The sequence below is a fragment of the Alcaligenes sp. YSL9 genome (genome assembly GCF_030515105.1).
GTDB lineage: Bacteria > Pseudomonadota > Gammaproteobacteria > Burkholderiales > Burkholderiaceae_B > Alcaligenes > Alcaligenes phenolicus.
In genome coordinates this window covers 1055905-1082149 of sequence record NZ_JALXJU010000001.1, presented here as the reverse complement: position 1 = coordinate 1082149, position 26245 = coordinate 1055905, and the positions used below count along the sequence as shown (strand labels likewise).

Here is a 26245-nt window from a genome sequence, read left to right as displayed (position 1 = left end):
GTGAACAATTAAAGCCCGGTGTCTTTTTCTGTTGCACTTGGTGGCATTCTTTATGCGCTTTCGGGGCTATTCAGACACGCTCAGAGGGTCTGATTTCTATTAAACTGGCGCCGAAAATAGCACATTCCATAGGGGAAGAACGATGCATCGCCAGTCTTTGCTGGGTTTGATGTTCTTGCTGGGTGTCAGTAGCGCCCAAGCCATTACGATAAGCAGTTTCTCGCCCCAAGGGGCGACATCGGATTTGCGGGATGTCAAAGTCACCTTTGCCACACCCGCAGTTCATTTTGGGGATTCGCAATTGCCTGCACCCGTTCAGGTGCAGTGTGATGATCCTTTGGTAGTCGGTCAGGGCCGTTGGCTTGATTCGCGCCGCTGGATTTATGAATTCGACGAGCGTCCAGGACCAGGCTTGAGTTGTACGGCCGTCGTGTCCAAAAGTTTTCGCAGCATCAATAATGAAGCGATTAGCGGACCGGCTCAATATCGTTTTAATTCAGGCGGCGCCATTCTGGAAAGCAACCGCCCGTATTACAACATTATTGATGAAGACCAGGTCTTTCTATTCAGCTTCAATGCGCCGGTTGATAGCGCCTCTTTAGTCAAGAACGGCTATTGCCGGGTAGAGGGTATTGGCGAGCGTATTGGCTTGAAAGCCATTGAGGGTGCCGAGCGCGACGCCATGGTTCGCACCGAGTTCTATGTGGACGAGGTAGACGACCGATACCAGGCCGTCCAGTGTGCGCGTCCCCTGCCAGCGGATGCCAGCGTGTCGGTGGTGCTGGAGCCGGGCATCATGACGCAGATTGAAAATCGCAAGGGCGTCCCTAATACGGACCGCTATACCTACGATTACAACGTGCGCCCCGAGTTTACCGCCTCGCTCACTTGCATGCGTGAGCGCGCAGAAGCGCCTTGCACGCCGGTTGGCAGCTTCGGTGTTCAGTTCTCTGCGCCCGTCGCTTACGAGTACTTGAGCCAGATTCGTTTGGAAGCCGGCAAGCAGGTTTGGGAACCCAAGTCTGATAGTGACGAGGCCTGGCAAGATCGTGGGCCTGGCCAGTACGTGCGTTTCGAGGGTCCTTTCCCTGAAAACGCCAAGCTGACAGTCAAGATTCCGGACAGCCTGACGGACGACGCAGGTCGCCGCCTGAAGAACCCGCAAGTGCTGAGCAACGGCATGAGCACCACGACCTATCCGCCGCTGGTGAAGTTTGCGGTGGAGCCTTTCGGGATTGTGGAGCGTTTCGGCCATGCGGATCGTGACGGATCGGACGATTCCGATCCGCCAGCCATTGGCTTGAGCCTGCGTAATGTCGAAGCCAATCTGACAACTCAGCAAATGCTGGTGTCCGCCGGTCAGGTGGGGGCTCTTGCCGTGAAGGACGACAAGGAAGTTCTGACCTGGTTCTCCCGTCTGCGTCAGCTGAACTATTCCTGGTCGGTCACCCCCGACTATCTGAAGACCATGATGGGCAGTGACTTCCATGTCACCGCTCCTTTGAATGAGAACGGCTACCTGGATCTGCGTGCCCAGCCCCTGTTGCAAGGCAAGGATCTGAAGAAGCTGGACTTGCCCGGCATGGATCAAAAAGGCGAGCGTCCTTTTGAATTGATTGGCGTGCCGCTGAAAGAGCCTGGTTTCCATGTTCTGGAAGTCGCTTCTCCACGTCTGGGAGCTTCCTTGCTGGAGGCGGCCGGTACCATGTACGTGCGTAGCTCTGTGCTGGTGACCAACCTGGGTGTGCATATCAAGAAAGGTGGTGACGATTTGCTGGTCTGGGTCACGACACTGGATGATGCCAAAGTCGTGCCCGGCGCGAAAATTCGCGTGATGAACTGCCGTGGTGAAGAGCTGCTGCAAGGTGAAACAGACGAGAATGGGATGTTCCATCACCCGCAGGCGGTGTCCAGCCCGGATTACTGCCAGGAAACCAGCTTGTCCGGTTTGTTCGTGACGGCGCGAATCGACAAGAACAACCCCATGGCTCGTGGTAAAGATGATTTCAGCTTTGCCTTGAGCGAGTGGAATTCGGGTATCGAGCCTTGGCGCTTCAATGTGCCTTACAACTGGGGCGGTCGCGATGAGGCCATTGCTCACACTGTGATGGATCGCAATCTGTTCCGTGCGGGTGAAGTGGCCCATATGAAACACTATGTACGCGAACGCGTACGTGACGGTTTCAAGGCTCCAGCTCGCTATCCCGACACCATGATTGTCGAGCACGATGGCAGCGGCAAGCGAATTGAGCTGCCCTTGAAGTGGCAAAAGACAGCGGCAGGCAGCGTATTTGCTCTGACCGACTGGAAAATCCCCAAGGACGCCGAGCTGGGTGTGTATCGCTTGCGAACCGAAGGCGAGGATCAGTACTTCAACTTTGGCGAGTTCCGCGTAGAGCAGTTCAAGCTGCCTGTGTTGGGCGGCAGTATCAAGCTGGGTGACGGTCAGGATCGTCCTTATCTGGTCAAACCCAAAGAACTGCAGGCCGACCTGCAGTTGCAGTATCTGTCTGGTGGCCCGGCTGATTACTTGCCGGTTCAGTTGTCGGCGGTTGTCCGCTCGGCAGGAACGTCCTTCAGTGCCTATGACGATTTCAGCTTTGTCCCTCCCGAGAAGGTTGAACAGTCTGATGTCTCGGACTCCCGTGTTTTCCTGAACAAGAAGCGCTTTCAGCTGGATGCACAGGGTGGTTTGCGTGCCACGCTGGATGAGTTGCCTGCGGTGGATCGTCCTTCCGAATTTCTGGTAGAAGCCACTTTTGCCGATCCGAACGGTGAAATTCAAACCTTGACCCAAACCGTATCCGTATGGCCGGCCGATGTAGTGGTGGGTCTGCGTGCAGGTAGCTGGTTGGCAGCCGGTTCGTCCACCAAGCTCTCGGCTATCGCGGTGAGCCCGGACGGCAAGCCACTGAAAAACGTGCCTGTGCGTATTGAGGCGGCCAATGTGCAGCGTTTCTCGATCCGCAAGCGTATGGTGGGTGGCTTCTACAGCTACGACAATCAGGAGCAGCGCGAAGACCTGGGCACGATCTGCGAAGGTCGCAGCGACGATCAGGGTCTGGTGCAGTGTGATGTGAAACTGGAGAAGGGCGGTCAGGTCGAGCTGAGTGCCATTGCACGTGATGGCGAAGGCCGCGAGTCCGTTGCTGCCAGCACCGTCTGGGTCAGTGGCTCCGGTTACCTGTGGTTCGGTGGTCAGAACGATGACCGTATCGACGTGATTCCTGCGAAGAAAGTTTGGGCTCCTGGCGAGACAGCCGAGTTCCAGGTGCGCATGCCGTTCCGCGAGGCCACGGCCCTGGTGTCGGTGGAGCGTGAAGGTGTCTTGCAGGCTCAAGTGGTTCAGCTGGAAGGCGACAGCCCTAACGTCAGCGTGGAGATCAAGCCCGAATGGGGGCCGAACGTTTACGTGTCCGTGCTGGTTCTGCGTGGCCGTCTGCGTGAAGTGCCTTGGTACTCTTTCTTTAGCTGGGGCTGGAGTCAGCCTCTGACTTGGTACAAAGCCTACTCGGAAGGCGGTGGTGAATTTGTTGCCCCGACAACTACCGTGGACTTGTCCAAGCCTAGCTATCGTTTTGGTCTGGCCAGCATTGAAGTCAGCAGCCAGCAAGATGCGCTGGATGTGAAGGTAACGACGGATCGCAGCCAGTACGCGATTCGTGAGCAGGCCAAGGTTGATATTCAGGTCCTCAAGTCCGATGGCACACCGGCAGCCGGTGCGTCCGTGGCCTTGGCGGCTGTGGATCAGGCCTTGCTGGAACTGAGCCCGAACAATAGCTGGAACCTGCTCAACGCCATGCGTGCCTTGCGCGGCTACAACGTGCAGACCGCCACGGCGCAGTCTGAAATCGTGGGTCGTCGTCACTATGGTCGCAAGGCTGTCGCAGCGGGTGGTGGCGGTGGCAAGAGCCCCACTCGTGAATTGCTGGATACTTTGCTGCTGTGGAAAGGCAATGTGGAGCTGGACGCACAAGGTCGCGCAACGGTGACCGTGCCGCTGAAAGACTCCCTGACCCAATACCGGATTGTGGCCGTCGCCGATCTGGCGGGCGACCGCTTTGGTAGTGGTTCGGCTCAGATCGTCACAACGCAAGACCTGCAAATCATTTCCGGTTTGCCAGCCATTGCTCGTGAGGGTGATGATTACCAGGCCCAAGTGACGCTGCGTAACAGCAGCCCACGTGCCATGACCGTGAAGGTGCAGGCGCAGTACCGTGGTAAAGGCTTGCCCTCGGCGGCCTTGCCAGAGCAAACCGTTGAGCTGGCTTCGGGCTCGGCTAAAGTGGTTTCCTGGCCCATGTCGGTTCCACTGTCCAGTGGTTCGGCCGATTCGCACCAGATGGAGTGGACGATGGATGCACAGGAAGTTCAGCAGTCCGGCGCCACGGGCAAGGCTGCCAAAGACAGCCTTGCAATCAAGCAGGAAGTCTTTACCGCGACCCCGGTTACGGTTCAGCAGGGAACACTGGTTGCCGTGGGTATGGATGAGCCATTGAACATGTCGGTGCAGGCACCGGCCGGTGCCTTGAAGAACGAACAAGGCGTGGTTCAAGGTGGTTTGCAAATGTTGTTCCGTTCCTCCTTGGGTGGCGGTATGGAAGGAGTGCGTGCCTGGTTTGAACGCTATCCTTACAGTTGCTTTGAACAGCAAGCCTCACGTTACATGGGCCTGCGTTCCGAAGAGGCGTGGGCTGGCCTGATGCAGCGCATGCCGTCTTATATGGACGAGAATGGTTTGTTGCGTTACTTCCCCAGTAGCTATGGGTGGGGTAGCCGCGTGTTGACCAGCTACATCCTGGATATCAGCTACATTGCGGAATCCATGGGCTTGAACTATCCCATCCCGGACGGCTTCCGCAACGAGATGCTGCAAGCGCTGGAAAACGTGGTGAATGGTCGTATCCCGAGCATGCAAACGGTCTCTCGCCAAGAGCGGGATCTCGAAGTGATTCGTGCGACGGCCGTGCTGGCCAAGTACGGCCGTGCTCGCGTCAACATGCTGGATTCGGTGGAACTGAACCTGCAAAGCTGGCCTACTGAAATCCTGCTGGCCTGGGTGGATCTGACTCAGCGTTTGCCGGGCATCAAGAAAGCCGAGCAGACACGTAAAGAAGCCATGAATCTGATTCAGGCACGTCTGGTCAGTCGTGGTACCCGTCTGGTCTTTGGTGAGGACGCGCTTAACGGCAGCCCATGGGCCATGACCAGCCGCGTGACCAACCAGGCTCGCCTGATGCTGCTGGCCAATGAAATGTCGGACTGGACCGAGGACATGCCTCGTCTGGCCCAAGGTCTGTTGGCGGAGCAGCAACGTGGTGCATGGCGCATGACCACTGAAAACCTCTTGGGTAGTTTGGCTATTGAACAGTTCAGCCGTCATCACGAACAGAACCCTAGCGGTCAGTCCATGGTGATTCTGGGCTCGGAAAGTGCCCAGGTGGTGGATTGGGACATGCTCAAGCCTGACGGTCAGGGTGTGCGCTCTTCCAAGATTGATGTGCCGTGGCGCGGCGATCAGGCCGATAACCTGAGCGTTGAGCAAATGGGTGAGGGTAAGGCCTGGATCGAAGTTCGCTCCCTGGCTGCGGTGCCCGTGACCAAGCCTATTGCGGCTGGTTTGAGCATGGAGCGTCACATCGAAGCCGTGGAGCAGGCCAAACCCGGTGTATGGAGTCGTGGCGACATCATGCGCGTGAAGATCAAGGTCAAGGCTCAAGGTCAGGCAAGCTGGGTGGTGGTGTCGGATCCGATTCCTGCCGGTGCCACTATCCTGGGCAGCGGCCTGGGTCGCGACTCTGCCATGGCAACGGCCGGTGAAGAACAGTCCGGTCATTGGCCCAGCTTTGTCGAACGCCGCTTTGATGGCTACCGTGCTTACTACGAGCGCTTTGAAGAAGGCACGACCGAAGTCAGCTATACGGTGCGTCTGAATACAGTGGGTCAGTTCGTGCTGCCAGCCAGCCGTGCTGAAGCCCTGTACGAGCCCGACGTGTTTGCTGTCTGGCCTAACGAGCAAGTTCTGGAAGTTGTGGATGCACCAGCCAATTAAAGCAGGACTGCTGGTGTTGGGACTGGCCCTGTGGGCCAGTCCCGGGCAGGCCATGCCCAGCTACAAGGAAGTTCGGCAAGCTTACCGATCGTCCGATGTGCAGGTCCTGGATCGTCAGGGCCAGCTTGTCCAGCGAGTCCGTCTGGACTTTCGTCAACGGCGCGGCGATTGGGTCGCGCTGGAGCAAGTTTCTCCGGCTTTGCAAATGGCGGTCTTGGTGTCTGAAGACCGCCGTTTTGAATCCCACGGTGGGGTGGACTGGTTATCAGTCGGCTCCGCCGCCTGGGATGGCTTGTTTGCCGGACGTAGTCGCGGTGCTTCCACCATTACCATGCAGCTGGCCGGCCTGATGGATCAGGATCTGATCGGTGGTCGAGGTGGGCGCTCAGTCTGGCAAAAGTTGGATCAGGTGGTGGCCGCCCAGTCGCTGGAAGACACCTGGACCAAGCCGGAAATTCTGGAAGCGTATCTGAATCAGGTGGCTTTTCGGGGTGAGCTGGTTGGGGTGGACGCGATGGCGCGTACCTTGTTTCAAAAGCAGGCCGCTGCGCTGGATGCACGCGAATCTGCCATTGCCGCAGTTTTGCTGCGCGGCCCCAATGCCTCGGCCTTGATGGTCGAGCGCCGGGCGTGTACGACCCTGCAAGAGATGGGACGCGCCGAACTATGTCGAGAATTAAGTAATCTGGTGCCGGTGGCTTTGCGCCGGGCCGGACAGGCCCCCTTGGGGCAAGCCCAACTGGCCCCTCATTTTGCCCGTTGGGTTCTGGATCAGAATCCTGAAATCAAGGCCGGTGACAGTATTCGTACGACCTTGGATACGCGCCTGCAAGCTCAAGTGCAAGCCAGTATGCGGCGCCACTTGCTGGATCTGCGCACCGCACGTGTTCAGGATTCTGCGGTGGTGGTGCTGGATAACCATAGCGGACAGGTCCTCGCCTATGTGGGTTCCAGTGGCGATCTGTCCGAGGCGGCCGAGGTAGACCATGCCCGTTCCTTGCGGCAAGCCGGTTCCACGCTCAAGCCCTTTTTGTATGAGATGGCGATTGAAAAGCGCCTGTTGACCGCCGCATCCTTGCTGGAGGATTCGCCGCTGAATCTGTCCACCGGCAATGGCCTGTATATCCCGCAAAACTACGATAAGCAGTTTGTGGGCTGGGTCAGTGCGCGCAATGCTCTGGCTTCTTCTTTGAACATTCCTGCTGTGCGTGTGCTGACCATGCTGGGGCCTGCCAACTTGGTGGATCGCCTGCGTGCACTGGGCCTGAATCTGCGCCAGGACGGCGATTTCTATGGTTATAGCCTGGCTTTGGGCAGCGCCGATGTCACCTTGCTGGAACTGACCAATGCTTACCGTGCACTGGCCAATTTGGGCCAGACGCAAGCCGTGCAAACACGTATGGATCAGCAATCCGCTCCCTTTCATTCTGTGATGGATGAGGGGGCCAGCTGGATTGTGGGTGATATGTTGTCGGACCGTCAGGCTCGGGTGCTGACCTTTGGATTGGACAGTGCCTTGAGTACACCATTTTGGAGTGCGGTTAAAACCGGGACTAGTAAAGACATGCGTGACAACTGGGCCCTGGGTTGGACAGAGCACTATACCGTTGGCGTTTGGGTGGGAAATAGTGCTGGCCAAAGTATGCAAGATGTATCAGGTGTCAGCGGGGCAGCCCCGATCTGGCACGAGGTGGTTTCGCTCTTGAACCAGCGTCGCCCCGGTCGTCAAACGGCCATGCCTGCCCAGGTGCAGGTGCGCCAGATTGAGTTTGTACCCGCCATGGAGCCTGGCCGGGAAGAGTTTTTTGTTGAAGGCACGCAGACCGATCGTGTGGAATTAAGTGATGTGAATCTGGCCTATGCCGGCCCGGCCCGTATCCGCGAGCCGGTCAATGGCACCATTTTTGCGTTGGACCCGGATATTCCACCGCAAAACCAGCAATTGCGTTTGTTGGCCCAAGGGCAGATTACCGAGCCCTTGGTATGGTGGGTGCAGGGAGTAGAAGCAGGGAAGGGGGCGCAGCTGCGAATTCCATTGGTACCCGGAACGCTGCGCATTGAATTGAAAACCGAACAAGGTCGCCTAATGGATCAAGTCAGCGTACAAATTAGGGGTGCGCAAATGACAAGCTTTAACAAAGATTAACCGCTTGCGCTTTTACATGACTGATACACTGCTATCCTTATTGATTCTTCGTAAAGAGAGGGGGGAACTTCACTATGATGACTTTACGCACACTCGCTCGAATTTTGGCTCCTGTTGGCCTGGTCGCATTGGCCGCTTGTCAAACCGTTCAAGAAAAGCCGAGCGACAAAGCTGGCACCTCCAGCGCCGCAACGCAAACCACTCCCTCCACGCCTGCGACGGGTGCTCAGCAGCCTCAGGCTCAAGCTGGTGCCGAGCAGCAAGCTGCGCCTGTACAGATCTTCCTGGCTGATACTCAGGAACAAGCGGGTTGGGCACGTGTCGACGTGCAACCTAATGGTGTCTTGTTTGTGAATCCGCGTGCCGTGGTGGTGCGTGAGGATCTGGTTGGCGTGCAAGCCGGCACCAACGACAGCAAAGAAGGTTTGCTGGCTTTGGATCTGACTCCAGAGGCTGCTCAGCGTCTGCTGCAAGTTACCACTCAGTTCCCCAAAAAGCGTCTGGCTTTGGTCGTGGGTGACACCATGCTGGCTGCCCCTGCTTACGGTTCGCCCGTTAAAGATGGCCGTCTGATTTTCATGGTCGGTACGGAAGCTAACGCTTTGGCTGCTGCCCGCGCGATTGCCGGTCCACAGGCTACCCAGACCAACGGTAAGAAGTAAGCACTGCTTGTTCGTCTGAATGCTGTCCTGGTCCTGGGTTCACCCATGCCCGGCTTTTTGAAAAACGCGGTGGGTGCGAACCCGCCGCTCTTGTTACTAACAGGAAAGTCGGTATGGTGACCCCGCCAGGCAGTCTCGCTTTTTATATTCTTTCTTTTCGGGTTCTGGTCGGCCTGCATGGGGCCGCGCTGCTGTTCGTCATGTTGATGGGCACCGGAGCAATTGGATCCGTTTTCGTCCCCGCTTTTTTGCGCCTGCCCTTGTTCGTTTTTCTGATGGGGCTGGTTTCGGCGTTTCTGGCCTTGTGCTGGAGTCACTGGACCTTGGCGTGGCACAGCTCTAAAGTAGGGCGACGCTGGGCCTGGATACCCGGTTTCTGTTCGGCCTTCTTTCTGGCCTTGAGTCTGGCTCTTTTTGTAATTGGCGTATGGGGTACCTTGGGCCTGGCCGATTTTGCCTACCAGCATAGCGAGTGGCTTACCTCCGGCCAGCAAGACTATGACGGTTTTGTCGTTCCCAATAATGACGAAGCCCAGCCCTACACCACGCCTTATCGGCAGCATCCTTAGCTTGCCTTCTACTTGAACGCTACGTTCAGACAGCAGCGATTCCAGCCTGCTGCGTAGAGTGTCGTTGTATTTTCTGCAATAGTCTCAATTCTTGCTCGCTTTTTTATCAGCCGCAGTCTTAAAATGTGCGCATTGCGTATATTTCATAAGCGAGAGCTGATATGGCCGTCTCCCAACAAGTTTTTTTGCGTGATGCAATGCGTCGCCTGAACCTGACTCGTGACGTTTTTGCGGCACGTATTGGGGTGAAGCGTCGTGCACTGGATACCTGGCTGCTGCCTGAAGGCTCTTTGGAGTCGCGGGCCATGCCCGAAGTGGTGCAGCGTTTTGTCACGGAAATCGTGGAAAATGAAGCCTTGCTGAGCAAGTATGCGCAAAGCGCACAGTCCGGTCCTTTGCGTGACCGTATCGCTACCGGCGGCAAGCATCAGCTCTTGTCCGTAGACCAGTTCACCCGCGAAACCGTGGAAGAACTGTGCAGTCTGGCCGATATCATGCAGCCCATCGCTCGCCGTCAAAAAGTGTCGCGCGTGCTGGAAGGGGCGGTGCTGGGTAACCTGTTTTTCGAAGCCTCCACCCGTACTCGCGTCAGCTTCGGCTCGGCCTTCTGCCGCCTGGGTGGTTCGGTGTGCGATACCACTGGCTTTACCTTTTCCTCCATGGCCAAAGGCGAATCCATTTACGACACCAGCCGCGTCATGAGCGGCTATGTGGATGCCATGGTGATTCGTCACCCTGAGCAAGGTTCGGTCGCGGAATTTGCGCGTGCCACCAACATTCCTGTGGTGAACGGTGGTGATGGTGCGGGTGAACACCCCAGCCAGGCGCTGCTGGATTTGTACACCATCAGCACTGAATTTTCCCGTCTGGGCAAATTGCTGGATGGTGCACATATCGCTCTGGTGGGTGACTTGAAGTATGGCCGTACCGTGCACTCCCTGATCAAGTTGCTGGGCATGTACCGTGGCCTGAAATTCACCCTGATTTCGCCCCCCGGCCTGGAAATGCCCGAGCACATTGTGGAGCAGGTGGCCAAGCAAGGTAAGCACGTCATTGAGCAAACGACTTCCCTGGAAAAAGGTTTGCCCGGTGTGGACGTGATTTACGCCACGCGTGTGCAGAAAGAGCGTTTCGAAGAAGGGCAGGACGGCAGCTTCACGGCGGACTTCCAGGTCAATAAAGCCATTATCGACCGCTGCTGCGGCCCCGATGTAATCGTGATGCATCCACTGCCACGCGATAGCCGTGAAGGTGCCCACGATTTGAGCGTGGATCTGAACCACGACCCTCGACTGGCCATCTTCCGTCAGGCTGACAATGGTATTCCCGTGCGTATGGCGATTTTTGCTGTGCTGCTGGGTGTGGAAACGCTGGTGCAGCATTCCATGCGCGATGTGACCTGGAATCCTCCTTCGCACATCGGTCCTGATGATGCGGTTTTCCACGGCATGTACTAAGTTGAGCAGGTGTCAGCGCTAAGTACACGCAAGCATTAAAAAAAACCGGGGCTCTGAATTAGAGCCCCGGTTTTTTTGTTCTTGAAACGTGTTTTATAAGCCTGCTGGGTGAGCAGACTTATAACGATATACCAAGCTGAGCCGTTTTTTGAAAGTGACGATTCAGCCCGGCAAATCTACTTTTACTTGGACGTAGGCATGGCGAATTCCGCACCCTTGGAGATGCTTTCAGGCCAGCGCTGCATGATGGATTTCTGGCGGGTGTAAAAGCGAACGCCTTCTTCACCGTAAGCGTGCATATCGCCAAACAGGCTCTTCTTCCAGCCACCAAAACCGTGCCAGGCCATTGGCACTGGAATTGGCACGTTGATGCCAACCATACCCACGTGGATGCGGCGGCCAAATTCACGGGCCACGTTACCGTCGCTGGTAAAGCAAGCTACGCCGTTGCCGAACTGGTGCTTGTTGATCAGTTCAATGGCGCTGGCCAGATCCGGTACGCGTACGCAGCACAGCACAGGGCCGAAAATTTCTTCCTGATACACGCTCATGTCGGGGGTGACGTGATCGAACAGGGTGCCACCCATCCAGAAGCCGTTCTCGCAACCTTCACCGGCTTTGGCGCCGTCAAATTCGCGACCGTCGACCAACAGTTTGGCGCCTTCCTGTACACCTTTGTCGATGCAGCTGCTGATGCGCTCGCGCGCTTGCTGTGTCACGATGGGGCCCATTTCGGCGGCGGCATTGGTGCCATTCAGAATTTTCAGGCTGCGAGTGCGTTCTTCCAGCTTGGGCAGGATGCGCTCGGCAGAGTCACCCACCAGCACGGCTACCGAAATGGCCATGCAACGCTCGCCAGCCGAGCCGTAGGCGGCACCGATCAGGGCGTCCACGGTCAGGTCGATGTCGGCATCCGGCATGACGACCAGATGGTTCTTGGCACCGCCCAGGGCTTGCACGCGTTTGCCGCCGATGGCGCCCATTTCATAAATGCGGTTGGCAATCGGGGTGGAGCCCACGAAGGAGACGGCTTGCACGTCCTGGTGATTGACCAGCGCCTCAACCGCGTCTTTATCACCTTGCACCACGTTGAACACGCCATCGGGCAGACCGGCTTTTTTCAGCAGTTCGGCAATGAACAGGCTGGGGCTGGGGTCGATAGGGCTGGGTTTCAGCACAAAGGTGTTACCCGCGGCGATGGCAACGGGGAACATCCACATGGGCACCATGACAGGAAAGTTGAACGGGGTGATACCGGCCACCACACCCAAGGGCTGGCGCATGGTCCAGTTGTCGATATTGGTGCTGACCTGTTCGGTGAAATCGCCTTTGAGCAGTTGAGGAATGCCGCAAGCAAATTCCACAATTTCAATACCGCGGGTGACTTCGCCCATTGCATCGGACAGAACCTTGCCATGCTCGGCCGTAATCATGGCTGCCAGCTTTTCCTTGTTCTCGTTGAGCAAGGACAAAAAGTTGAACAGCACACGGGCGCGGCGTAGCGGTGGGGTGTCGGCCCAGGCGGGGAAAGCGGCCTGGGCGCTGGCCACAGCGGCGTCAATATCTTGCTGGCTACCCAGTTTGACTTTGGCGCTGACCTGGCCGGTGGCCGGGTTGTACACCGGTTGAGTACGTGTACCGGCGCCAGCCTGCTGGCCACCTCCGATGTAGTGAGCAATTTCGGGGGTGTTTAACTCTGTCATGGTGATGCTCCTGCTGGGATGAATTAAAACAAGGGGCGGTAACCCGGTCGGGCTGGGCTACCGCCAGAGTACCAAGTATCTAGTGAGAGACAGCGGCAATACCGACTGCAGTTTCAGCGCGGACTTGTTGGGCGTCAAAGCCATCCCGGTCTTCGCTGGCGCGGCGGCTGCTGTCCAGTTTCGATACAAAGTAAATCATGAAGAATGCCAAAGGCATGGAAATCAGGGTGGGGAAGTCGTAAGGGAATACGGCTTCGGAAAAGCCCAGAATGCGGACCCAGACGGCTGGCGACAGAATCACCAGGCCCAGGGCCACAAGCAGGCCGCTCAAACCGCCATAAATGGCACCACGAGTGGTCATGCCGCGCCAGTACATGGACATCAGCAAGACCGGGAAGTTGGCCGAGGCGGCAATACTGAAGGCCAGGGCAACCAGGAACGCCACGTTCTGGTCACGGAACAGCAGGCCCAGGAAAATGGCGACAATGCCAATGCCGATCGAAGCCAGACGGTTGACGCGCATGGCTTGCGAGGGTGTGACATCGTCGCGGCGGATGACTTTGGCGTACAGATCATGTGCAACTGCCGAGGCACCGGCCAGGGTCAAACCACTGACCACGGCCAGAATCGTGGCAAAGGATACGGCGGCCAGCAAACCAAACAGCAGGTTGCCACCCAAAGCCGTTGCCAGGTGCATGATGGGCATGTTCGAGCCGCCCAGCACCATGCCGCCTACCTTGCCGTCCACATAGAACTCGGGGTAGTTGGGCAGGATGGCCATGGCAGCCAGACCCAGGAAGCAGATCACCACAAAGAAGACGCCCATCAAACCCGTTGCCACGAAGACCGACTTACGGGCCGCGCGTGCATCAGGCACCGTGAAGAAACGCATCATGATGTGAGGCAGACCGGCAATACCAAACACCAGCGACACTGCCAGAGACAGGCCCGAGAATGGATCAGCCATCAGCTTCCAGGGACCCTTCATGGCCGCGCCAGCCTGGTGATGTTCGGCCGCCGCACTGACCAGGGCGGAAAAGTCGAAGTTGAAGTAGTACAGGGCCAGGCCAGCCATCAAGAAGCCATTACCCATCATCAAGATAGCCTTGATGATTTGTACCCAGGTGGTTGCCACCATGCCACCCACCACGACGTACACCATCATGAGCAAGCCCACGGCCACCACGGCATAGGTGTAGTCGATGCCAAACAGCAGTTGCACCAGTTGTCCTGCGCCGACCATTTGCACGATCAGGTAGAACAGCACCACGGTCAGCGAGCTGATCGCGGTAAAGATGCGAGTGCTGCGTTCATCCAGGCGGTACGAGACGATGTCGCTCAGGGTGTAGCGACCCAGATTGCGCAAGCGCTCGGCAATCAGAAACATGATGACCGGCCAGCCCATGAAGGCGCAGACCGCATACAACAGTGAGTCAAAGCCGTTGGTAAAGGCCAGGGACGAAATACCCAGCAAGGTGGCGGCGGACATGTAGTCACCTACAATGGCCAGGCCGTTTTGCGTGCCGGTAATACCGCCCCCGGCGGTGTAAAAGTCCGAGCTGGACCGAGTGCGTGACGAGGCCCAGTAGGTAATGCCCAGGGTCACGACCACAAAGGCGGCAAAAATCAGAATCGCTTGTGTATTCATGGGCGCACCTTTGCCAGTACACGTTCGCAAAGCGGATCAAAGCGCGTGTTGGCGACGTGGATATACACGCCTGTTAATAACCAGGACACAAAAATCAGTCCTACCCCGTACACCATGCCACTGTTGACAGCTCCTCCACTGCCCAGGTCATGGGTTAGAACGCCGGGCCAAAAAATGGCCGTCACGATAAACAGGCCGGTCAGCCCCAGGCAGATGCCGGCGCAGGCAAATGCCAGACGCCGACGCTGCGACTTGAGTTGCTCATATTCCTGTAGCCCGGCTAGTTGCCGGCTTAACTCTTGATGCGACAGCATGGTTTTGTCTCCGTATTGTTGTGATTACTGCCCATGTCCGCCTGGCCGATATTATTTGGTCGGCTTCACTTTATGAGCTTTCTTATTAACAAACTCCCCCAAGCGTTCCTGCACGTCCCGCCCGGTTTGAACTACGGCTGCCATCAAGCCCTCGGCAAAGAGGCCATCGGTGGCAGACATATCGGCAATGCGGCTGATCGAGCTGACAATGGCGTAGTTCGACAAGATGGCATTGCCTGCAATGCGCTGGGCCAGTTCCAGGCTCAGCTCATAGGCTGTTTTGGGGTTGGCTTCGTTGTTGCACACGTAGTGCGCCAGCCCCAGTCGCTCTCCTTCCACGGCATCGAGCACGCGGCCTGTCAGCATCAGTTCGATCATGCGGTTGGGAGAAATGATTTTTGCGGTGCGAACGGTTGCGCCACCGCCGGTGAAGATGCCGCGTGTGCCTTCAGGCAGGGCAAAGAAGGTGCTGCTGTCGGCCACGCGAATGTGCGCTGCGCTGGCCAGTTCCAGGCCCCCACCCACGACCGCGCCTTGCAGGCAGGCAATGACGGGGATGCCGCCGTGTTCGATCTTGTCAAAAGCACGGTGCCAGCTTTGGCAGACGCGCAGAAAATCCACGGCGCCGCGTTCCTTGTCATGGTGTTCTTTCAGATCCAGGCCCGCGCAGAAATGGTCGCCTTCTGCCTTCATCAGAATGACCCGGATGTGCTCGGGAATATTGGAGAAGTACGCATCAATTTCAGCAATGGCATCTTCATCCAGGGCGTTGCGCTTGTGCGCCTTGTTCAGCGTGACAATTCCGATGTTGTCCAACTCGGTGGTGAGCAGGAAAGGGGCGGCCATAAAAAACTCCTTGTGTTACGTAAATGCGAGGGCAGTGGTGCAAATCAGCTGGGGTCGGTTTGATCCGCCAGCATTTTGCGCAGTGCCATTTTTTGAATCTTTCCAGTTGCCGTCATCGGCATCTGGTCGATGAAAATTACTTTGTCGGGTACGGACCAGCGGGTGACGCGATCCTGATAGCGCTCCAGCATGTGGGCCTCATCCAGCTCAGCGCCTTCGCGTGGCACTACGAACAGCACGGGGCGTTCGCCCCATTTGTCGTCGGCCTGGGCGATGCAGGCAGCCAGCTCAACCAAAGGCTCTTCCATGGCGATGTTCTCGATCTCGATCGAGGAGATCCATTCGCCACCGGACTTGATCACATCCTTGCTGCGGTCAGTAATGTAGACGTAGCCATCGGCGTCGATGGAGCCCACGTCGCCTGTGCGGAACCAGCCGTTTTCACTGGCCAGATCGGGTTTGCCGTAATAGCGGTCCATGATCCAGTTGCCCTGGATCAGCAGGTGGCCGCTGCTCTTGCCGTCGCGTGGCAAGGTGTTGCCTTCGTCGTCAACAGTTTTCAGGCGTGCGCCGAACAGGGCACGGCCTTGCGAGGCCAGCACGTGCTGCTTCTGGGCTTCGGGCAGATCGCTGTGTTTGGGCAGCAATTGGCACACCGTGCCCAGCGGCGAGGTTTCAGTCATGCCCCAGGCGTGGCGCACGGTAATGCCGTAGCCCGCCCAGGCGGCAATCATATTGGGTGGGCAAGCGGAACCGCCGATCAGGATGCGGCTCAGGGTGGTGAACTGCTTGCCATTGGCTTTGGCATAGTCCAGCACGGTTTTCCAGATGGTGGGTACACCGGCGGACAAGGTGACGCCAGCGCGTTCGCATAGGGAGTAAATGCGCTCTCCCTGCAAATTTGCACCGGGCAGAACAATTTTGGCTCCGGACATCAGGCCGGAGTAAGGCAGGCCCCAGGCATTGACGTGAAACATGGGGACCAAAGGCATGACGGCGTCAGCGCTGGCAATGCACAGTGCGTTCGGGTGGGCCGAGGCGTAGGCATGCAAGAGGGTGGAGCGATGGGTGTACAGGGCACCTTTGGGATCGCCCGTGGTGCCGGAGGTGTAGCACAGGCCGCTGGCGGTATTTTCATCAAACACAGGCCACTCAAAGCCCGTGCTGTCATTGCCCAGCCAGCTTTCGTATTCATCGGCCAAGGGGCCCTGAGCCTGGCTGCCCATGCGTACCCACTGCTTGACGGTGGGGCATTGGCCGCGCAGATAGCTGACCATTTCTTCAAAATGTTCGTCGTAGAACATCACCGTGTCTTGAGCATCATTGATGATGAAGGCAATTTGCTCGCGCGTCAGACGCGGGTTCACGGTGTGACAGATCAGACCGATGCCCGAGGTGGCGTAGTAAATTTCCAGATGGCGGTAGGTGTTCCATGCCAAAGTTGCCACGCGTTCGCCGGGCTGCAGGCCTTCTCGGCGCAGTCCCAAGGCCAGATCCTGAACCCGGTGGGCAAATTCAAGATAGCTGTAGCGATGAAGCTCGCCGTTATCCAAAGCGGTAACAATCTCCTGCTCAGGGTTAATCTCTACGGCGTGGGTGAGAATTGAACTGATGAGCAAGGGCATATGCATCATATTTCCAGTGCCTAACATGGTGATGTCTCCTTGTATTATGTGTGTCAGCATAGGATGGTTTAGCACCTTACCCAATAGCGAATACTGACGTCGAATATGCAAAAAGTGACAATCTTTGAGAGGTCATAGGAAATGAATGCTTTGCCCGGCACGCTCCCGGTGCCCGTTGATGCAGCCCATACCGCCACCGTGGCGCTGGATCTGGTTCAGGACTGGTTTCACAGCCTGCGCACCAGCTACTCCGAAGAGGTGCTGGATCACTGCCTGAAGCAGTCGGGCATCGTGAAAGACTTTATTGATCGGCCCGGCGCTCGTTTGACGCGAGATCAACTGGTGCGCCTGTATCAGGAAAGCGCCAGGAAAACGGGCGATGAGATGATGGGTTTCTGGACTCGGCCCATTCGGGCCGGGGCCTTGAAATACATTGTGCGCACCGTGCGGGATGCGCCATCCATCAATGTGGCCTTGTACCGTTTCACCCAGTTCTGGAATCTGCTGCTGGATGATTTCAGCCTGAATCTGATACGCACGGATAAAGAGTTGGGCATTGAGCTGGTGCCGCGCTATCCCACCGCCTATGTGCATCGTTTCGGCCATGCACTGATGCTGAAGCTGACGCACGGAATTGTGTCCTGGCTGATGGGGCGCGAGGTGCCGGTGCAGCAAGTGGCCTTTGCATTTCCCAGACCGGCTTTTGCGGCGGACTATTCGGTGCTGTTTCCCGCTTCAGTCAGTTTTGATGCGCCGTGCTCGCATATCTTGTTCGGCGTGGAGTTGGGGCAGGTACGGCCACAACGCACTCAGGTTGAGGCCAGAGCCTTTCTGGAGCGTGCGCCGCGTGACTGGATTTTTACCTCCTATCACGAGCATGCCTTGCGCCTGAAAGTACGGGAAATCTTGCATACCGATCTGGGCTACACCTTGCAGGATGTGTCCGGCAAATTGCATATGTCGGCGCGCACGCTGATACGCAGGCTGCAAGAAGAAGGCCTGTCGTTTCAGGGGATCAAGGATGAGCTGCGCCGAGATTTGGCGATTTTCAAATTGCTGCGCAAAGATATGTCGCTGGCTGAAATTGCTTACGCCTTGAAGTTCAGTTCGCCAGCGACATTTCACCGGGCTTTCCGCCATTGGACGGGCATGACGCCCGGTGTGTATCGCGCCGCCCAGCAGGAACTGGCCTGAAGGGCGGTTCAGCCAAGCAGGCTGTGTGGTCCGGGCTTACTTGCGTTCGCCGCCCAGGACTTCGACCAGATCGCTGATCATCTTGGCCAGCTCGGAGGTCATCAAGGTCATGTCAGCGTCAAAGATTTCGTCATCGTTGACGGCCGTCACATCTTGTTTTTCAGTCAGGATGTCCAGCGGGGCCACGCGTTTGACGTCCAGCGCATCGGTCAGCACAAAGCTGATGCGATCTGCCCAGGTCATGGCCAAACGGGTGCATTGCTTGCCGGCTTCAACGTGCTTGCGCACTTCGTCAATGTCGGCGCTTTGCTTCACGTAGCGTACGGCAGCACCGCTATCGCCGGTGGAGCGCAGTTCCGTGTCCTGGTCCACAGTAAAGTTGGCCAGTTGCTCTTCGTCCACCAGCCAGGAGGTCATGGCGGCACCGGGTGATTGCTCGGTATACAGAGGCTGCACGGGGAAAGGTTCCACGCTCTTGGCCAGCAGGCCCAGAACTTCGTCGCTCTTGGCGGTAGCCGCGGCATCAATAGCCAGCCAGTGGTTGCGGGTATCCAGCCAGACGCGGGTGTCGCGCGAGACGGCGAAGGCACGAGGCATCAAGTCCACAATGACTTGTTCCTTGATTTCCTTCATTTGCTTGCGGCCAGGTTTGTAGCCTTGCTGCTCTTCGATATCACGAGCCTTTTCACGAGCGACTTGGTTGATCACTGTGGTGGGTAGCAGCTTCTTTTCGGCGCGCAGAGCGATCAGGTACTGACCGTTAACTTCGTGCACCAGAGCACTGTTCTCGCGTGGGCTGACCCAGCCCAGGCTTAGCGGTTCCTGGCTGGAACCAGGGGTGAAGCTGTGTTTGGAAAGAGCTTCTTCCAGCTCTTCGGCGGAACATACCCAGTCGGGGGAGAGGCGATAGATGCGTAGATTCTTAAACCACATGGATACGAAGATAAATAAACAGAAGAAAAAGGGCGGGCGTAAAGCCCGAGGCAATGTTCGATTGTACGCGCAGATCTTCCTGTGTCGCCCCGCCATTTACGGACCCTTGCATTTGCTTGACAGAGCGCGGGAAATGGCCGGTGCAACGCGTTTTTTGCGTGGACTGGCTAACGATTGATGTCGTTATGGCGGGTTTCCCGCACAAAGGGTGCACCAATCGCAACCGTCACCAGACAGATCAGAATCGGGTACCACAAACCATCGTAAATATTGCCAGTGACGGCAATCATGGCAAAGGACAGGGTGGGCAAAAAGCCCCCGAACCAGCCATTGCCAATGTGATAGGGCAGGCTCATGGAGGTGTAGCGGATGCGGATCGGGAACATCTCCACCAGCATGGCCGCAATGGGGCCGTAGACCGCGGTTACCAGCCCCACCAGATAGGTCAGCAGGACCACCAGCATCACTTTATTGATCTGCTCCGGGTCTGCGCCGTCCGGGTAGCCGTACTGGCGCATGGTCTGAGTCAGCTCATTGCGCAGCTCTTGCGAGTGACGAGCAAAATCGGCGCGGCTCAGATGTCCGCCTTCAAAACCATCGATCACATGATCGCCAATGCGTACCTGGGCCACCTGACCGGGCGAACCCTTGACGTTGTTGTAGCTGACCGCGTGGCTGGCCATGTAGGACTTCACGATATCGCAAGAGCTGGTGAAGGTGTGGCTGCCCACCGGATTGAACTGGAAGGAACAACTGGCCGGGTCGGTAATGACAGTGACGGGCGCGTTGCGCTGCGCCTGGACCAAAGCAGGGTTGGCAAAATAGGCCAGGCCCTGGAAGACCGGGTAGTAGGTCAGGGCGGCCAGCAAACAGCCCGTCAGGATGATGGGCTTGCGCCCGATTTGATCCGACAGCCAGCCAAAAAAGATAAATAGCGGGGTGGCCAGTAGCAGTGAAATTACCATCAAGGTTTGCGCCAAGGTGGCATGCAAACCCAGCATTTGGGTAATGAAGAACAAGGCGTAAAACTGTCCCGTGTACCAGACCACGCCTTGGCCGGCCGTCAGGCCGAACAGCGCCAGCAAGGCGATGCGCAGATTCGCCCAGCGCCCGAAGGATTCGGTAATGGGCGAGGTCGACAGCGTGCCTTCTTCCTTGATGTGCTGGAAGGCAGGTGACTCTTTCAGGTTCATCCGTATCCAGACGGAAATCGCCAGCAGCAGCACGGAAATCAGAAAGGGAATGCGCCAGCCCCAAACCACAAATGCTTCTTCCCCGACCAGACTGCGTATGCCCATGATGACCAGCAGGGACAGCAGCAAACCTACGGATGCCGTGGTCTGAATCCAGCTGGTGTAAAAACCGCGACGGTGCTGGGGTGCGTACTCAGCCACATAGGTGGCGGCACCGCCGTATTCGCCACCCATGGCCAGGCCTTGCAGCAGACGCAGGACGATCAGCATGATGGGGGCGGCAATCCCGATGGCTTCGTAGCTGGGTAGTACGCCGACCAAAAAGGTGGACAGGCCCATCAGCAGGATGGTGATCAGGAAGGTGTACTTGCGGCCCACGCGGTCGCCAATACGACCAAAGAGCAAGGCTCCAAAGGGGCGTACGGCAAAACCGGCGGCAAAGGCCAACAAGGCAAAGATAAAGCCGGCTGTCGGGTTAACGGCGGAAAAGAAGTGTTGCGCCAGAATGGCGGCCATGGAGCCGTACAAGTAGAAGTCGTACCACTCGAACATGGTGCCCAGGGCGGAGGCAAAAATAACTTTGCGGCCTTGGGTGTCCAGCTTGTTCTTGGCTTTCGGGAAGGTTGCACTGGTGATTGTCTGGGGCATGTGCTCAGGCTCTCCAAGGCAAAGACAGTGGGAAACTGACGCGCAAGCGCAGGCCGCTTTCCTGGCCCCCAGTCAGTGGCATGAAGTCGATGGAGGCGCCGTGAATGTCGGCAATCTCCCGCACAATGGCCAGCCCCAGGCCACTACCGTCTGCCTGGTTGCCCATGATGCGATAAAAACGATCAAAAATTCGTGCTTTATGTTCCGTGGGAATGCCGGGGCCGTTGTCCTCGATTTCCAACCAGCCCTTGCCTTGCGTCTGGCCGGTACGCATGGTGATCCAGCCGCCAGCAGGGGTGTAAATCAGGGCGTTATCCAGCAAATTGTTGATCAGCTCATCGAGCAGGACCGGATCCGCTTGCAAGAGGATGGCCTTGGCCGTGTTTTCCAGCCCCAGATCCAGCCCCAGTTTCAAGGCATCGGGCACACGCTGGCCTACATGCAATTCAGTCAGGGTATTCAGGTCCAGGGTTTGCTTGGTAGGGGCGTACAGGGCATCGCTGCTTTCGGCACGGGCCAAGGCCAACATTTGGGTGACCAGGCGCGTGGCCCGGTCGGTGCCGCGTACCAGTTGTTGCAAGCTGGCTTCGGTCTGCCTGGGGTCGCGCTCGCGCAGGGCCAGTTCGGCTTGGGTGCGTATCCCCGCCAGCGGCGTTTTCAACTGGTGGGCCGCATTGGCCACAAACTGCCTTTGAGTGGCTGAAAATTGTGCCTGCTGGGCCAGGAGTCCATTCATGGCATCAATCAGCGGCACAATTTCGGCAGGTGCCTGCTCTTGATCTACCGGCGATAAATCACCGGGCGCACGAGCACGCAAGCGCGCTTGCAGCAGGTTCAGCGGCTCCAGGCCATGTGTCAGCCCCAGGCCCGCCAGCATGGCCGCCAACGGTACCAGAATGAATTGCGGTGTCAGCATCCCGATCAGAATTTCTCTGTGTAGCACCGCTCTATGTTCATTGGTTTCGGCAGCAACCGCCAGAAAGGGCGTGTCGTTTTTGTCCTTGCCCCCCCAGACATAGGCCAGCCGCAGGCTTTGATCATCCAGAATAACGTCCCGGTAGCGCAGTAGGTCGGTGTCATATCCCCAACTGTCGGGAACCGGCAAATTCGCGTTGCCAGCCAGTGGCTCGCCATTGGCATCCCGGATTTGCCATAGCGTAGGGGTCGGGCTTTCCTGACGCAAAATTGTCTGTGCCCCGTGCGATAAATGGATGGGCTGGCTCAGATCCTGATGGCTGATTTCCACCCGCAACAAGTCCAGGTGATCGCGCAAGGTGCGGTCGTAGGGGGAGTTCGCAATGTGCTGGGCGATGAAGTAGGTAATGACAATGCCTACCGTCCACAGCAGAAACAAAGGCCCGAAAATCCAGATCATGATCTTGTGGATGAGCGGGCGCGGTGCGACACGCTTGCTTTTGGCAGGCGCAGCCGTGTTGTGGGATGGGGGCGTAGCGTGCTGCATGGACGATCCTTTAGGCTGGAGCGTCTTCTCGCAGTTTTTCCGGTTCCAGACAGTATCCCAGACCACGCACGGTCAGGATGCGTACGCCGCTAGGCTCCAGTTTTTTGCGCAGGCGGTGGATATAGACCTCGATGGCGTTAGGGGTGACTTCCTCACCCCACTCACAGAGCAGATCCACAAACTGGTTCTTGCTGATCATGCGACCGCTGCGCGACAGGAAAATCTCCAGCAAGCTGGTTTCACGCGCCGACAGCTCCAGGGGCTGATTGTCTATATAAGCCATGCGACCTTTCAGGTCGAAGCTCAAGCGCTTGTGATGCAGCAAGGCGCTGCTGGTGCCGGTACTGCGACGCGTCAGGGCGCGTACACGGGCTTCCAGCTCGGTCAGGGCAAAGGGTTTGGACATATAGTCGTCCGCGCCCAGGTCCAGACCGCGTACGCGCTGTTCTACGGTGTCGCTGGCTGTCAGAATCAGTACGGGGAGGGTGTCCTGACGCTGTCGGATAGACTGCAGCACCGACAGGCCGGGCTTTTTGGGCAGGTCCAGATCCAGGATCAGAAGGTCAAAGCTTTGCAGCTGCAAGGCCGAGTCGGCGCTATCGCCATCGTGCACGACGTCAACCGCATAGCCTTCGTAGCGTAAGGAGCGAGAAAGTCCATCCGCGAGAATACTGTCGTCTTCAGCTATGAGTATGCGCATGACCCTACACAAACAGATGATTGAATGGCTGTTCGGCATTGTTGCACAAGGCTGTAAGGCTGGTCAGTAGGGGATAACGATGGCGGCTAGTTAATTTATTTGAATATCTGTGTATATATACAGTATAATTTGATGCAATAATTAGGTTTGATTTTTAATTGCCGTGCCCGTCCGTTGGGGCGCCATTCCACAGTCAAGGATTTTTCATGGACGATAAAAACAGCAAAGCAGTGGCCTCGGAACGTTCCAAAGCGCTGGCTGCCGCTCTGTCGCAAATCGAAAAGCAGTTCGGCAAGGGCTCGATCATGCGTTATGGCGACGACAACGTCGAGCATGACATCCAGGTGGTCTCCACGGGTTCCTTGGGTCTGGACATTGCTTTGGGCGTCGGTGGCTTGCCACGTGGTCGCGTTATTGAAATTTACGGCCCGGAATCTTCGGGTAAAACCACGCTGACCCTGCAAGTGATTGCAGAGATGCAAAAGCTCAAAGGCACATGTGCCTTTATTGACGCCGAACACGCGCTGGACGTGCAATACGCTCAAAAACTGGGCGTGAACCTGGGCGATCTGTTGATCTCCCAGCCTGATACCGGCGAGCAGGCTCTGGAAATTACCGAAGCCCTGGTGCGTTCGGGTTCGGTAGACCTGATCGTTATCGACTCGGTGGCCGCCTTGACTCCCAAGGCTGAAATCGAAGGCGATATGGGCGATTCCTTGCCTGGTCTGCAGGCCCGTCTGATGAGCCAGGCCCTGCGTAAATTGACGGCTACCATCAAACGCGCTAACTGCATGGTCATCTTCATTAACCAGATCCGTATGAAGATTGGCGTCATGTTCGGCAACCCTGAAACCACCACGGGTGGTAACGCGCTGAAGTTTTACTCCTCCGTGCGTCTGGATATTCGCCGTATCGGTTCCATCAAGCGTGGCGACGAAATGGTGGGTAACGAGACCCGCGTTAAAGTGGTCAAGAACAAGGTTGCGCCTCCTTTCAAGCAAACCGAATTCGACATCATGTATGGCAGCGGTATTTCCCGTGAAGGCGAGATTATCGATCTGGGCGTACAAACCGGCGTGGTCGACAAGGCAGGTGCCTGGTATAGCTACGACGGCAACCGCATTGGTCAGGGTAAGGACAATGTGCGCGAATTCCTGAAAGAGCGCCCCGAGTTGGCCCGCGAAATCGAAAACAAAGTGCGTGAAAAGCTGGGCGTTGCCCTGATGAGCGCTGCTGTCAGCCGTCCAGCCGCTGCTCCTGTGGTTGATCCGGCCGAGGGAGAAGTCTGATTTTTCCCCCAGAGTTCGATGACGAACCCTTTGAGACAGACCCGGAGGAAATCCGGGAACGTAAACAAGCTCAAAGGGAGCGCGTTGCTGCGCTTTCTGCCCGGCCCACTCGGGCGGGCAGAAACGTAGAAGAAAGCTCGGGTGATGATGCTCCGGCTGCGGAAAAGAAAGCTCCGTCCAAACGGCCGGGGCTGTCTCTTAAAGCCAGAGCGTTGAATTTTTTATCCCGACGCGAATACTCTCGCCTGGAGTTGGGCCGCCGTCTGGCACCCCATGCAGAAACCGCTGAAGAAGTGGAAGCTTTGCTCGACGCCCTGGTCGAACAGAAATGGCTGTCCAACGAGCGCTTCGCACATAGTGTCGTCAATCGCCGTGCCTCGCGTGTGGGCACCCGAGTCATTCTGCAAGAACTGCGCCAGCATGGCGTGGATGTGGAACAGACCGAAATCATCAAAGAAGAATTGATGGCGACCGAGCTGGAACGGGCCAAGCAAGTGTGGGGCAAGAAATTCAGTGCGCCGCCCGATGACCCCCGCAGTTACGCCAAGCAATATCGCTTCATGGCCAGCCGAGGCTTCTCGGGCCGTATCTTGCAGCAGATTCTGGGTGATTGGGAAGACGATCCGGCTTGAATAAGCCATCTGCAATGCTTCGTTTTGCTGTGTTTCTTGCTTGTCTGCTGCCGCCATCAAAAAACGTGGTCTCTCTCGTTCAAGGTGGCATGAGCCCGCCCGCCTGTACTTTTCCTCTATCTACATAGTGCTTGCAACAGAGTTTTGCCATGCCATTGCTAAATGGCTCAAGACTGCGCCGCCACGATTCCTTGCAGGCTTTTGAAGCAGGTCTCTCGTGCCTGTGCCAAAAAGGCCTGCACATAGTCCGCTTGTAAATCCTCACTACGTACCGTGGCGTATAGCGTGCGCCAGATACCGTGCTCTCCCAAACGGCAAGTGCGAATCGAGGCCGGGTTCAAGAACTCCGTCAAGGCCCAGTTTGGCAGCGCCGTCACACCACGCTGGCTGGCAACCAGTTGCACGATCATGGGCGTTAGCTCGGCCTGCCGAATCGCAGCGGGTTCCACATCGGCTGGCGTCAGGAACTGCGTAAAAATATCCAGACGATTGCGTTCTACCGGGTAGGTAATCAGAACCTGATCGGTCAATTGAAAAGGTTCCACATAGCGGTACTGCGACAAGGGGTGCTGGTTGGAGACAGCCAGCACCAGCTCGTAGCGGAACAGGGGTTCGTAATGGACAGCCGGATTGTCCTGCGGGTCCGAGGTGATCACCACATCCAGATCCCCACGCATCAAGGCGGGCAAGGGCGCAAAGGAAAAAGCCGCGCTCAAGTCCAGCGTGACGTCAGGCCATTGCTGCCTGAATGCGTCCAGTGCTGGCATCAGCCATTGAAAGCAGGAGTGGCAATCAATGGCCACATGCAGGCGTCCCGTGCGTCCGGCGGCCAGTCTTTGCAAATCGCGCTCGGTGGCGCGTACACGCGGAAGGATGTCATCGGCCAGCGTCAGGATACGCAGAGCGGCGGTGGTCAGGCGGGCAGGGCGGGTGCGGCGGTTCAGCAATTGCACTTGAAGCCGCACTTCCAGGTCGCGGAGCTGGTGCGAGAGGGCGGACTGCGTAACATGCAGGCGCTCGGCGGCTTCTTGCAAGCTGCCGCTGTCGCGGATGGCGCTCAGGGTTTCGAGATGGCGGATTTCAAGCATGTTGAGGAAAACTCATGATTAGCATGGTGTATTTGATTTTTTTTCAAATAAGTATACAGGCACAATAGATTTCAAGCGCCTGAT

The 26245-nt window shown here is 57.1% G+C and carries 18 protein-coding genes; 8 read left to right on the top strand and 10 right to left on the bottom strand.

All coding sequences use genetic code 11. From position 1 onward, the window contains the following. Positions 1 to 142 precede the first annotated feature (142 nt). The 5 genes from M2Q46_RS05020 (at position 143) to M2Q46_RS05000 (ending at position 10886) form a co-directional block, all read left to right on the top strand. Positions 143 to 6052: an alpha-2-macroglobulin gene (locus M2Q46_RS05020; protein ID WP_302356864.1), complete on the top strand. Its 5910-nt coding sequence runs from the start codon at positions 143 to 145 to the stop codon at positions 6050 to 6052. Continuing rightward, positions 6036 to 8198 (top strand): penicillin-binding protein 1C, encoded by a 2163-nt coding sequence (gene pbpC / locus M2Q46_RS05015; protein ID WP_302356863.1) that lies wholly within the window; start codon positions 6036 to 6038, stop codon positions 8196 to 8198. The genes M2Q46_RS05020 and pbpC overlap by 17 nt, the downstream gene beginning before the upstream one ends. A 74-nt stretch (positions 8199 to 8272) precedes the next feature. Then, positions 8273 to 8860: a hypothetical protein gene (locus M2Q46_RS05010; protein WP_009461761.1), complete on the top strand. Its 588-nt coding sequence runs from the start codon at positions 8273 to 8275 to the stop codon at positions 8858 to 8860. Positions 8861 to 8973: 113 nt separating this feature from the next. Next, positions 8974 to 9429, top strand: coding sequence for a hypothetical protein (locus tag M2Q46_RS05005; protein ID WP_181900162.1), 456 nt, complete (start codon positions 8974 to 8976; stop codon positions 9427 to 9429). A 161-nt stretch (positions 9430 to 9590) separates the two neighbouring features. Further along, positions 9591 to 10886 carry an aspartate carbamoyltransferase gene (locus M2Q46_RS05000; RefSeq protein ID WP_026483408.1) on the top strand — a complete coding sequence of 432 codons (1296 nt, stop codon included), beginning with the start codon at positions 9591 to 9593 and terminating at the stop codon, positions 10884 to 10886. A 182-nt stretch (positions 10887 to 11068) separates the two neighbouring features. On the opposite strand, the gene M2Q46_RS04995 is transcribed toward M2Q46_RS05000, so the two are convergent. From M2Q46_RS04995 to M2Q46_RS04975, 5 genes are all read right to left on the bottom strand, one after another. Beyond that, complete coding sequence (locus M2Q46_RS04995; protein WP_060185191.1) at positions 11069 to 12589, bottom strand: CoA-acylating methylmalonate-semialdehyde dehydrogenase; 1521 nt, start codon at positions 12587 to 12589, stop codon at positions 11069 to 11071. 79 nt (positions 12590 to 12668) lie between these two features. Then, positions 12669 to 14237 (bottom strand): cation/acetate symporter ActP, encoded by a 1569-nt coding sequence (gene actP / locus M2Q46_RS04990; RefSeq protein ID WP_009461764.1) that lies wholly within the window; start codon positions 14235 to 14237, stop codon positions 12669 to 12671. Continuing rightward, on the bottom strand, positions 14234 to 14551 hold the full coding sequence (locus tag M2Q46_RS04985) for a DUF485 domain-containing protein (RefSeq protein ID WP_026483405.1): 318 nt from the start codon (positions 14549 to 14551) through the stop codon (positions 14234 to 14236). Before M2Q46_RS04985 ends, actP begins: the two co-directional genes overlap by 4 nt. Before the next feature lie 51 nt (positions 14552 to 14602). Beyond that, positions 14603 to 15397 carry a crotonase/enoyl-CoA hydratase family protein gene (locus tag M2Q46_RS04980; protein ID WP_009461766.1) on the bottom strand — a complete coding sequence of 265 codons (795 nt, stop codon included), beginning with the start codon at positions 15395 to 15397 and terminating at the stop codon, positions 14603 to 14605. Positions 15398 to 15441: 44 nt separating this feature from the next. Continuing rightward, positions 15442 to 17049, bottom strand: coding sequence for a long-chain-fatty-acid--CoA ligase (locus M2Q46_RS04975; RefSeq protein ID WP_302356862.1), 1608 nt, complete (start codon positions 17047 to 17049; stop codon positions 15442 to 15444). A gap of 114 nt (positions 17050 to 17163) precedes the next feature. Here M2Q46_RS04975 and M2Q46_RS04970 point away from each other — a divergent pair, with 114 nt between their 5' ends. Further along, positions 17164 to 18216, top strand: a complete 1053-nt coding sequence (locus tag M2Q46_RS04970; RefSeq protein ID WP_080748095.1) for an AraC family transcriptional regulator — start codon at positions 17164 to 17166, stop codon at positions 18214 to 18216. A 36-nt stretch (positions 18217 to 18252) separates the two neighbouring features. Here M2Q46_RS04970 and M2Q46_RS04965 read toward each other — a convergent pair whose 3' ends face one another. From M2Q46_RS04965 to M2Q46_RS04950, 4 genes are all read right to left on the bottom strand, one after another. Continuing rightward, entirely contained in the window at positions 18253 to 19149 is an 897-nt protein-coding gene (locus tag M2Q46_RS04965; protein ID WP_009461768.1) for a recombination-associated protein RdgC, read from the bottom strand. A 167-nt stretch (positions 19150 to 19316) separates the two neighbouring features. Beyond that, positions 19317 to 20894, bottom strand: a complete 1578-nt coding sequence (locus M2Q46_RS04960) for an MFS transporter (protein ID WP_230940555.1) — start codon at positions 20892 to 20894, stop codon at positions 19317 to 19319. A gap of 100 nt (positions 20895 to 20994) precedes the next feature. After that, complete coding sequence (locus tag M2Q46_RS04955) at positions 20995 to 22452, bottom strand: sensor histidine kinase (RefSeq protein ID WP_035272846.1); 1458 nt, start codon at positions 22450 to 22452, stop codon at positions 20995 to 20997. Between the two features lie 10 nt (positions 22453 to 22462). Continuing rightward, positions 22463 to 23152 (bottom strand): response regulator transcription factor, encoded by a 690-nt coding sequence (locus M2Q46_RS04950; RefSeq protein WP_003799515.1) that lies wholly within the window; start codon positions 23150 to 23152, stop codon positions 22463 to 22465. Positions 23153 to 23358: 206 nt separating this feature from the next. Here M2Q46_RS04950 and recA point away from each other — a divergent pair, with 206 nt between their 5' ends. Beyond that, a complete protein-coding gene (recA, locus tag M2Q46_RS04945) occupies positions 23359 to 24441 on the top strand; it encodes a recombinase RecA (RefSeq protein ID WP_021446515.1) in 1083 nt (360 codons plus the stop codon). Further along, positions 24438 to 25073, top strand: a complete 636-nt coding sequence (gene recX, locus M2Q46_RS04940) for a recombination regulator RecX (protein ID WP_367997718.1) — start codon at positions 24438 to 24440, stop codon at positions 25071 to 25073. The genes recA and recX overlap by 4 nt, the downstream gene beginning before the upstream one ends. A gap of 167 nt (positions 25074 to 25240) precedes the next feature. Here the strand turns inward: recX and M2Q46_RS04935 are convergent, their stop codons facing one another. Beyond that, complete coding sequence (locus M2Q46_RS04935; RefSeq protein WP_026483398.1) at positions 25241 to 26161, bottom strand: LysR family transcriptional regulator; 921 nt, start codon at positions 26159 to 26161, stop codon at positions 25241 to 25243. Positions 26162 to 26245 lie beyond the last annotated feature (84 nt).

What these genes read in the sequence shown, in the direction of transcription:
- M2Q46_RS05020 (WP_302356864.1), top strand. Translation starts at nt 143, where the DNA reads ATGCATCGCCAGTCTTTGCTGGGTTTGATGTTCTTGCTGGGTGTCAGT.
- pbpC (WP_302356863.1), top strand. Translation starts at nt 6,036, where the DNA reads ATGCACCAGCCAATTAAAGCAGGACTGCTGGTGTTGGGACTGGCCCTG.
- M2Q46_RS05010 (WP_009461761.1), top strand. Translation starts at nt 8,273, where the DNA reads ATGATGACTTTACGCACACTCGCTCGAATTTTGGCTCCTGTTGGCCTG.
- M2Q46_RS05005 (WP_181900162.1), top strand. Translation starts at nt 8,974, where the DNA reads ATGGTGACCCCGCCAGGCAGTCTCGCTTTTTATATTCTTTCTTTTCGG.
- M2Q46_RS05000 (WP_026483408.1), top strand. Translation starts at nt 9,591, where the DNA reads ATGGCCGTCTCCCAACAAGTTTTTTTGCGTGATGCAATGCGTCGCCTG.
- M2Q46_RS04995 (WP_060185191.1), bottom strand. Translation starts at nt 12,589, where the DNA reads ATGACAGAGTTAAACACCCCCGAAATTGCTCACTACATCGGAGGTGGC.
- actP (WP_009461764.1), bottom strand. Translation starts at nt 14,237, where the DNA reads ATGAATACACAAGCGATTCTGATTTTTGCCGCCTTTGTGGTCGTGACC.
- M2Q46_RS04985 (WP_026483405.1), bottom strand. Translation starts at nt 14,551, where the DNA reads ATGCTGTCGCATCAAGAGTTAAGCCGGCAACTAGCCGGGCTACAGGAA.
- M2Q46_RS04980 (WP_009461766.1), bottom strand. Translation starts at nt 15,397, where the DNA reads ATGGCCGCCCCTTTCCTGCTCACCACCGAGTTGGACAACATCGGAATT.
- M2Q46_RS04975 (WP_302356862.1), bottom strand. Translation starts at nt 17,049, where the DNA reads ATGTTAGGCACTGGAAATATGATGCATATGCCCTTGCTCATCAGTTCA.
- M2Q46_RS04970 (WP_080748095.1), top strand. Translation starts at nt 17,164, where the DNA reads ATGAATGCTTTGCCCGGCACGCTCCCGGTGCCCGTTGATGCAGCCCAT.
- M2Q46_RS04965 (WP_009461768.1), bottom strand. Translation starts at nt 19,149, where the DNA reads ATGTGGTTTAAGAATCTACGCATCTATCGCCTCTCCCCCGACTGGGTA.
- M2Q46_RS04960 (WP_230940555.1), bottom strand. Translation starts at nt 20,894, where the DNA reads ATGTTCGAGTGGTACGACTTCTACTTGTACGGCTCCATGGCCGCCATT.
- M2Q46_RS04955 (WP_035272846.1), bottom strand. Translation starts at nt 22,452, where the DNA reads ATGCAGCACGCTACGCCCCCATCCCACAACACGGCTGCGCCTGCCAAA.
- M2Q46_RS04950 (WP_003799515.1), bottom strand. Translation starts at nt 23,152, where the DNA reads ATGCGCATACTCATAGCTGAAGACGACAGTATTCTCGCGGATGGACTT.
- recA (WP_021446515.1), top strand. Translation starts at nt 23,359, where the DNA reads ATGGACGATAAAAACAGCAAAGCAGTGGCCTCGGAACGTTCCAAAGCG.
- M2Q46_RS04935 (WP_026483398.1), bottom strand. Translation starts at nt 26,161, where the DNA reads ATGCTTGAAATCCGCCATCTCGAAACCCTGAGCGCCATCCGCGACAGC.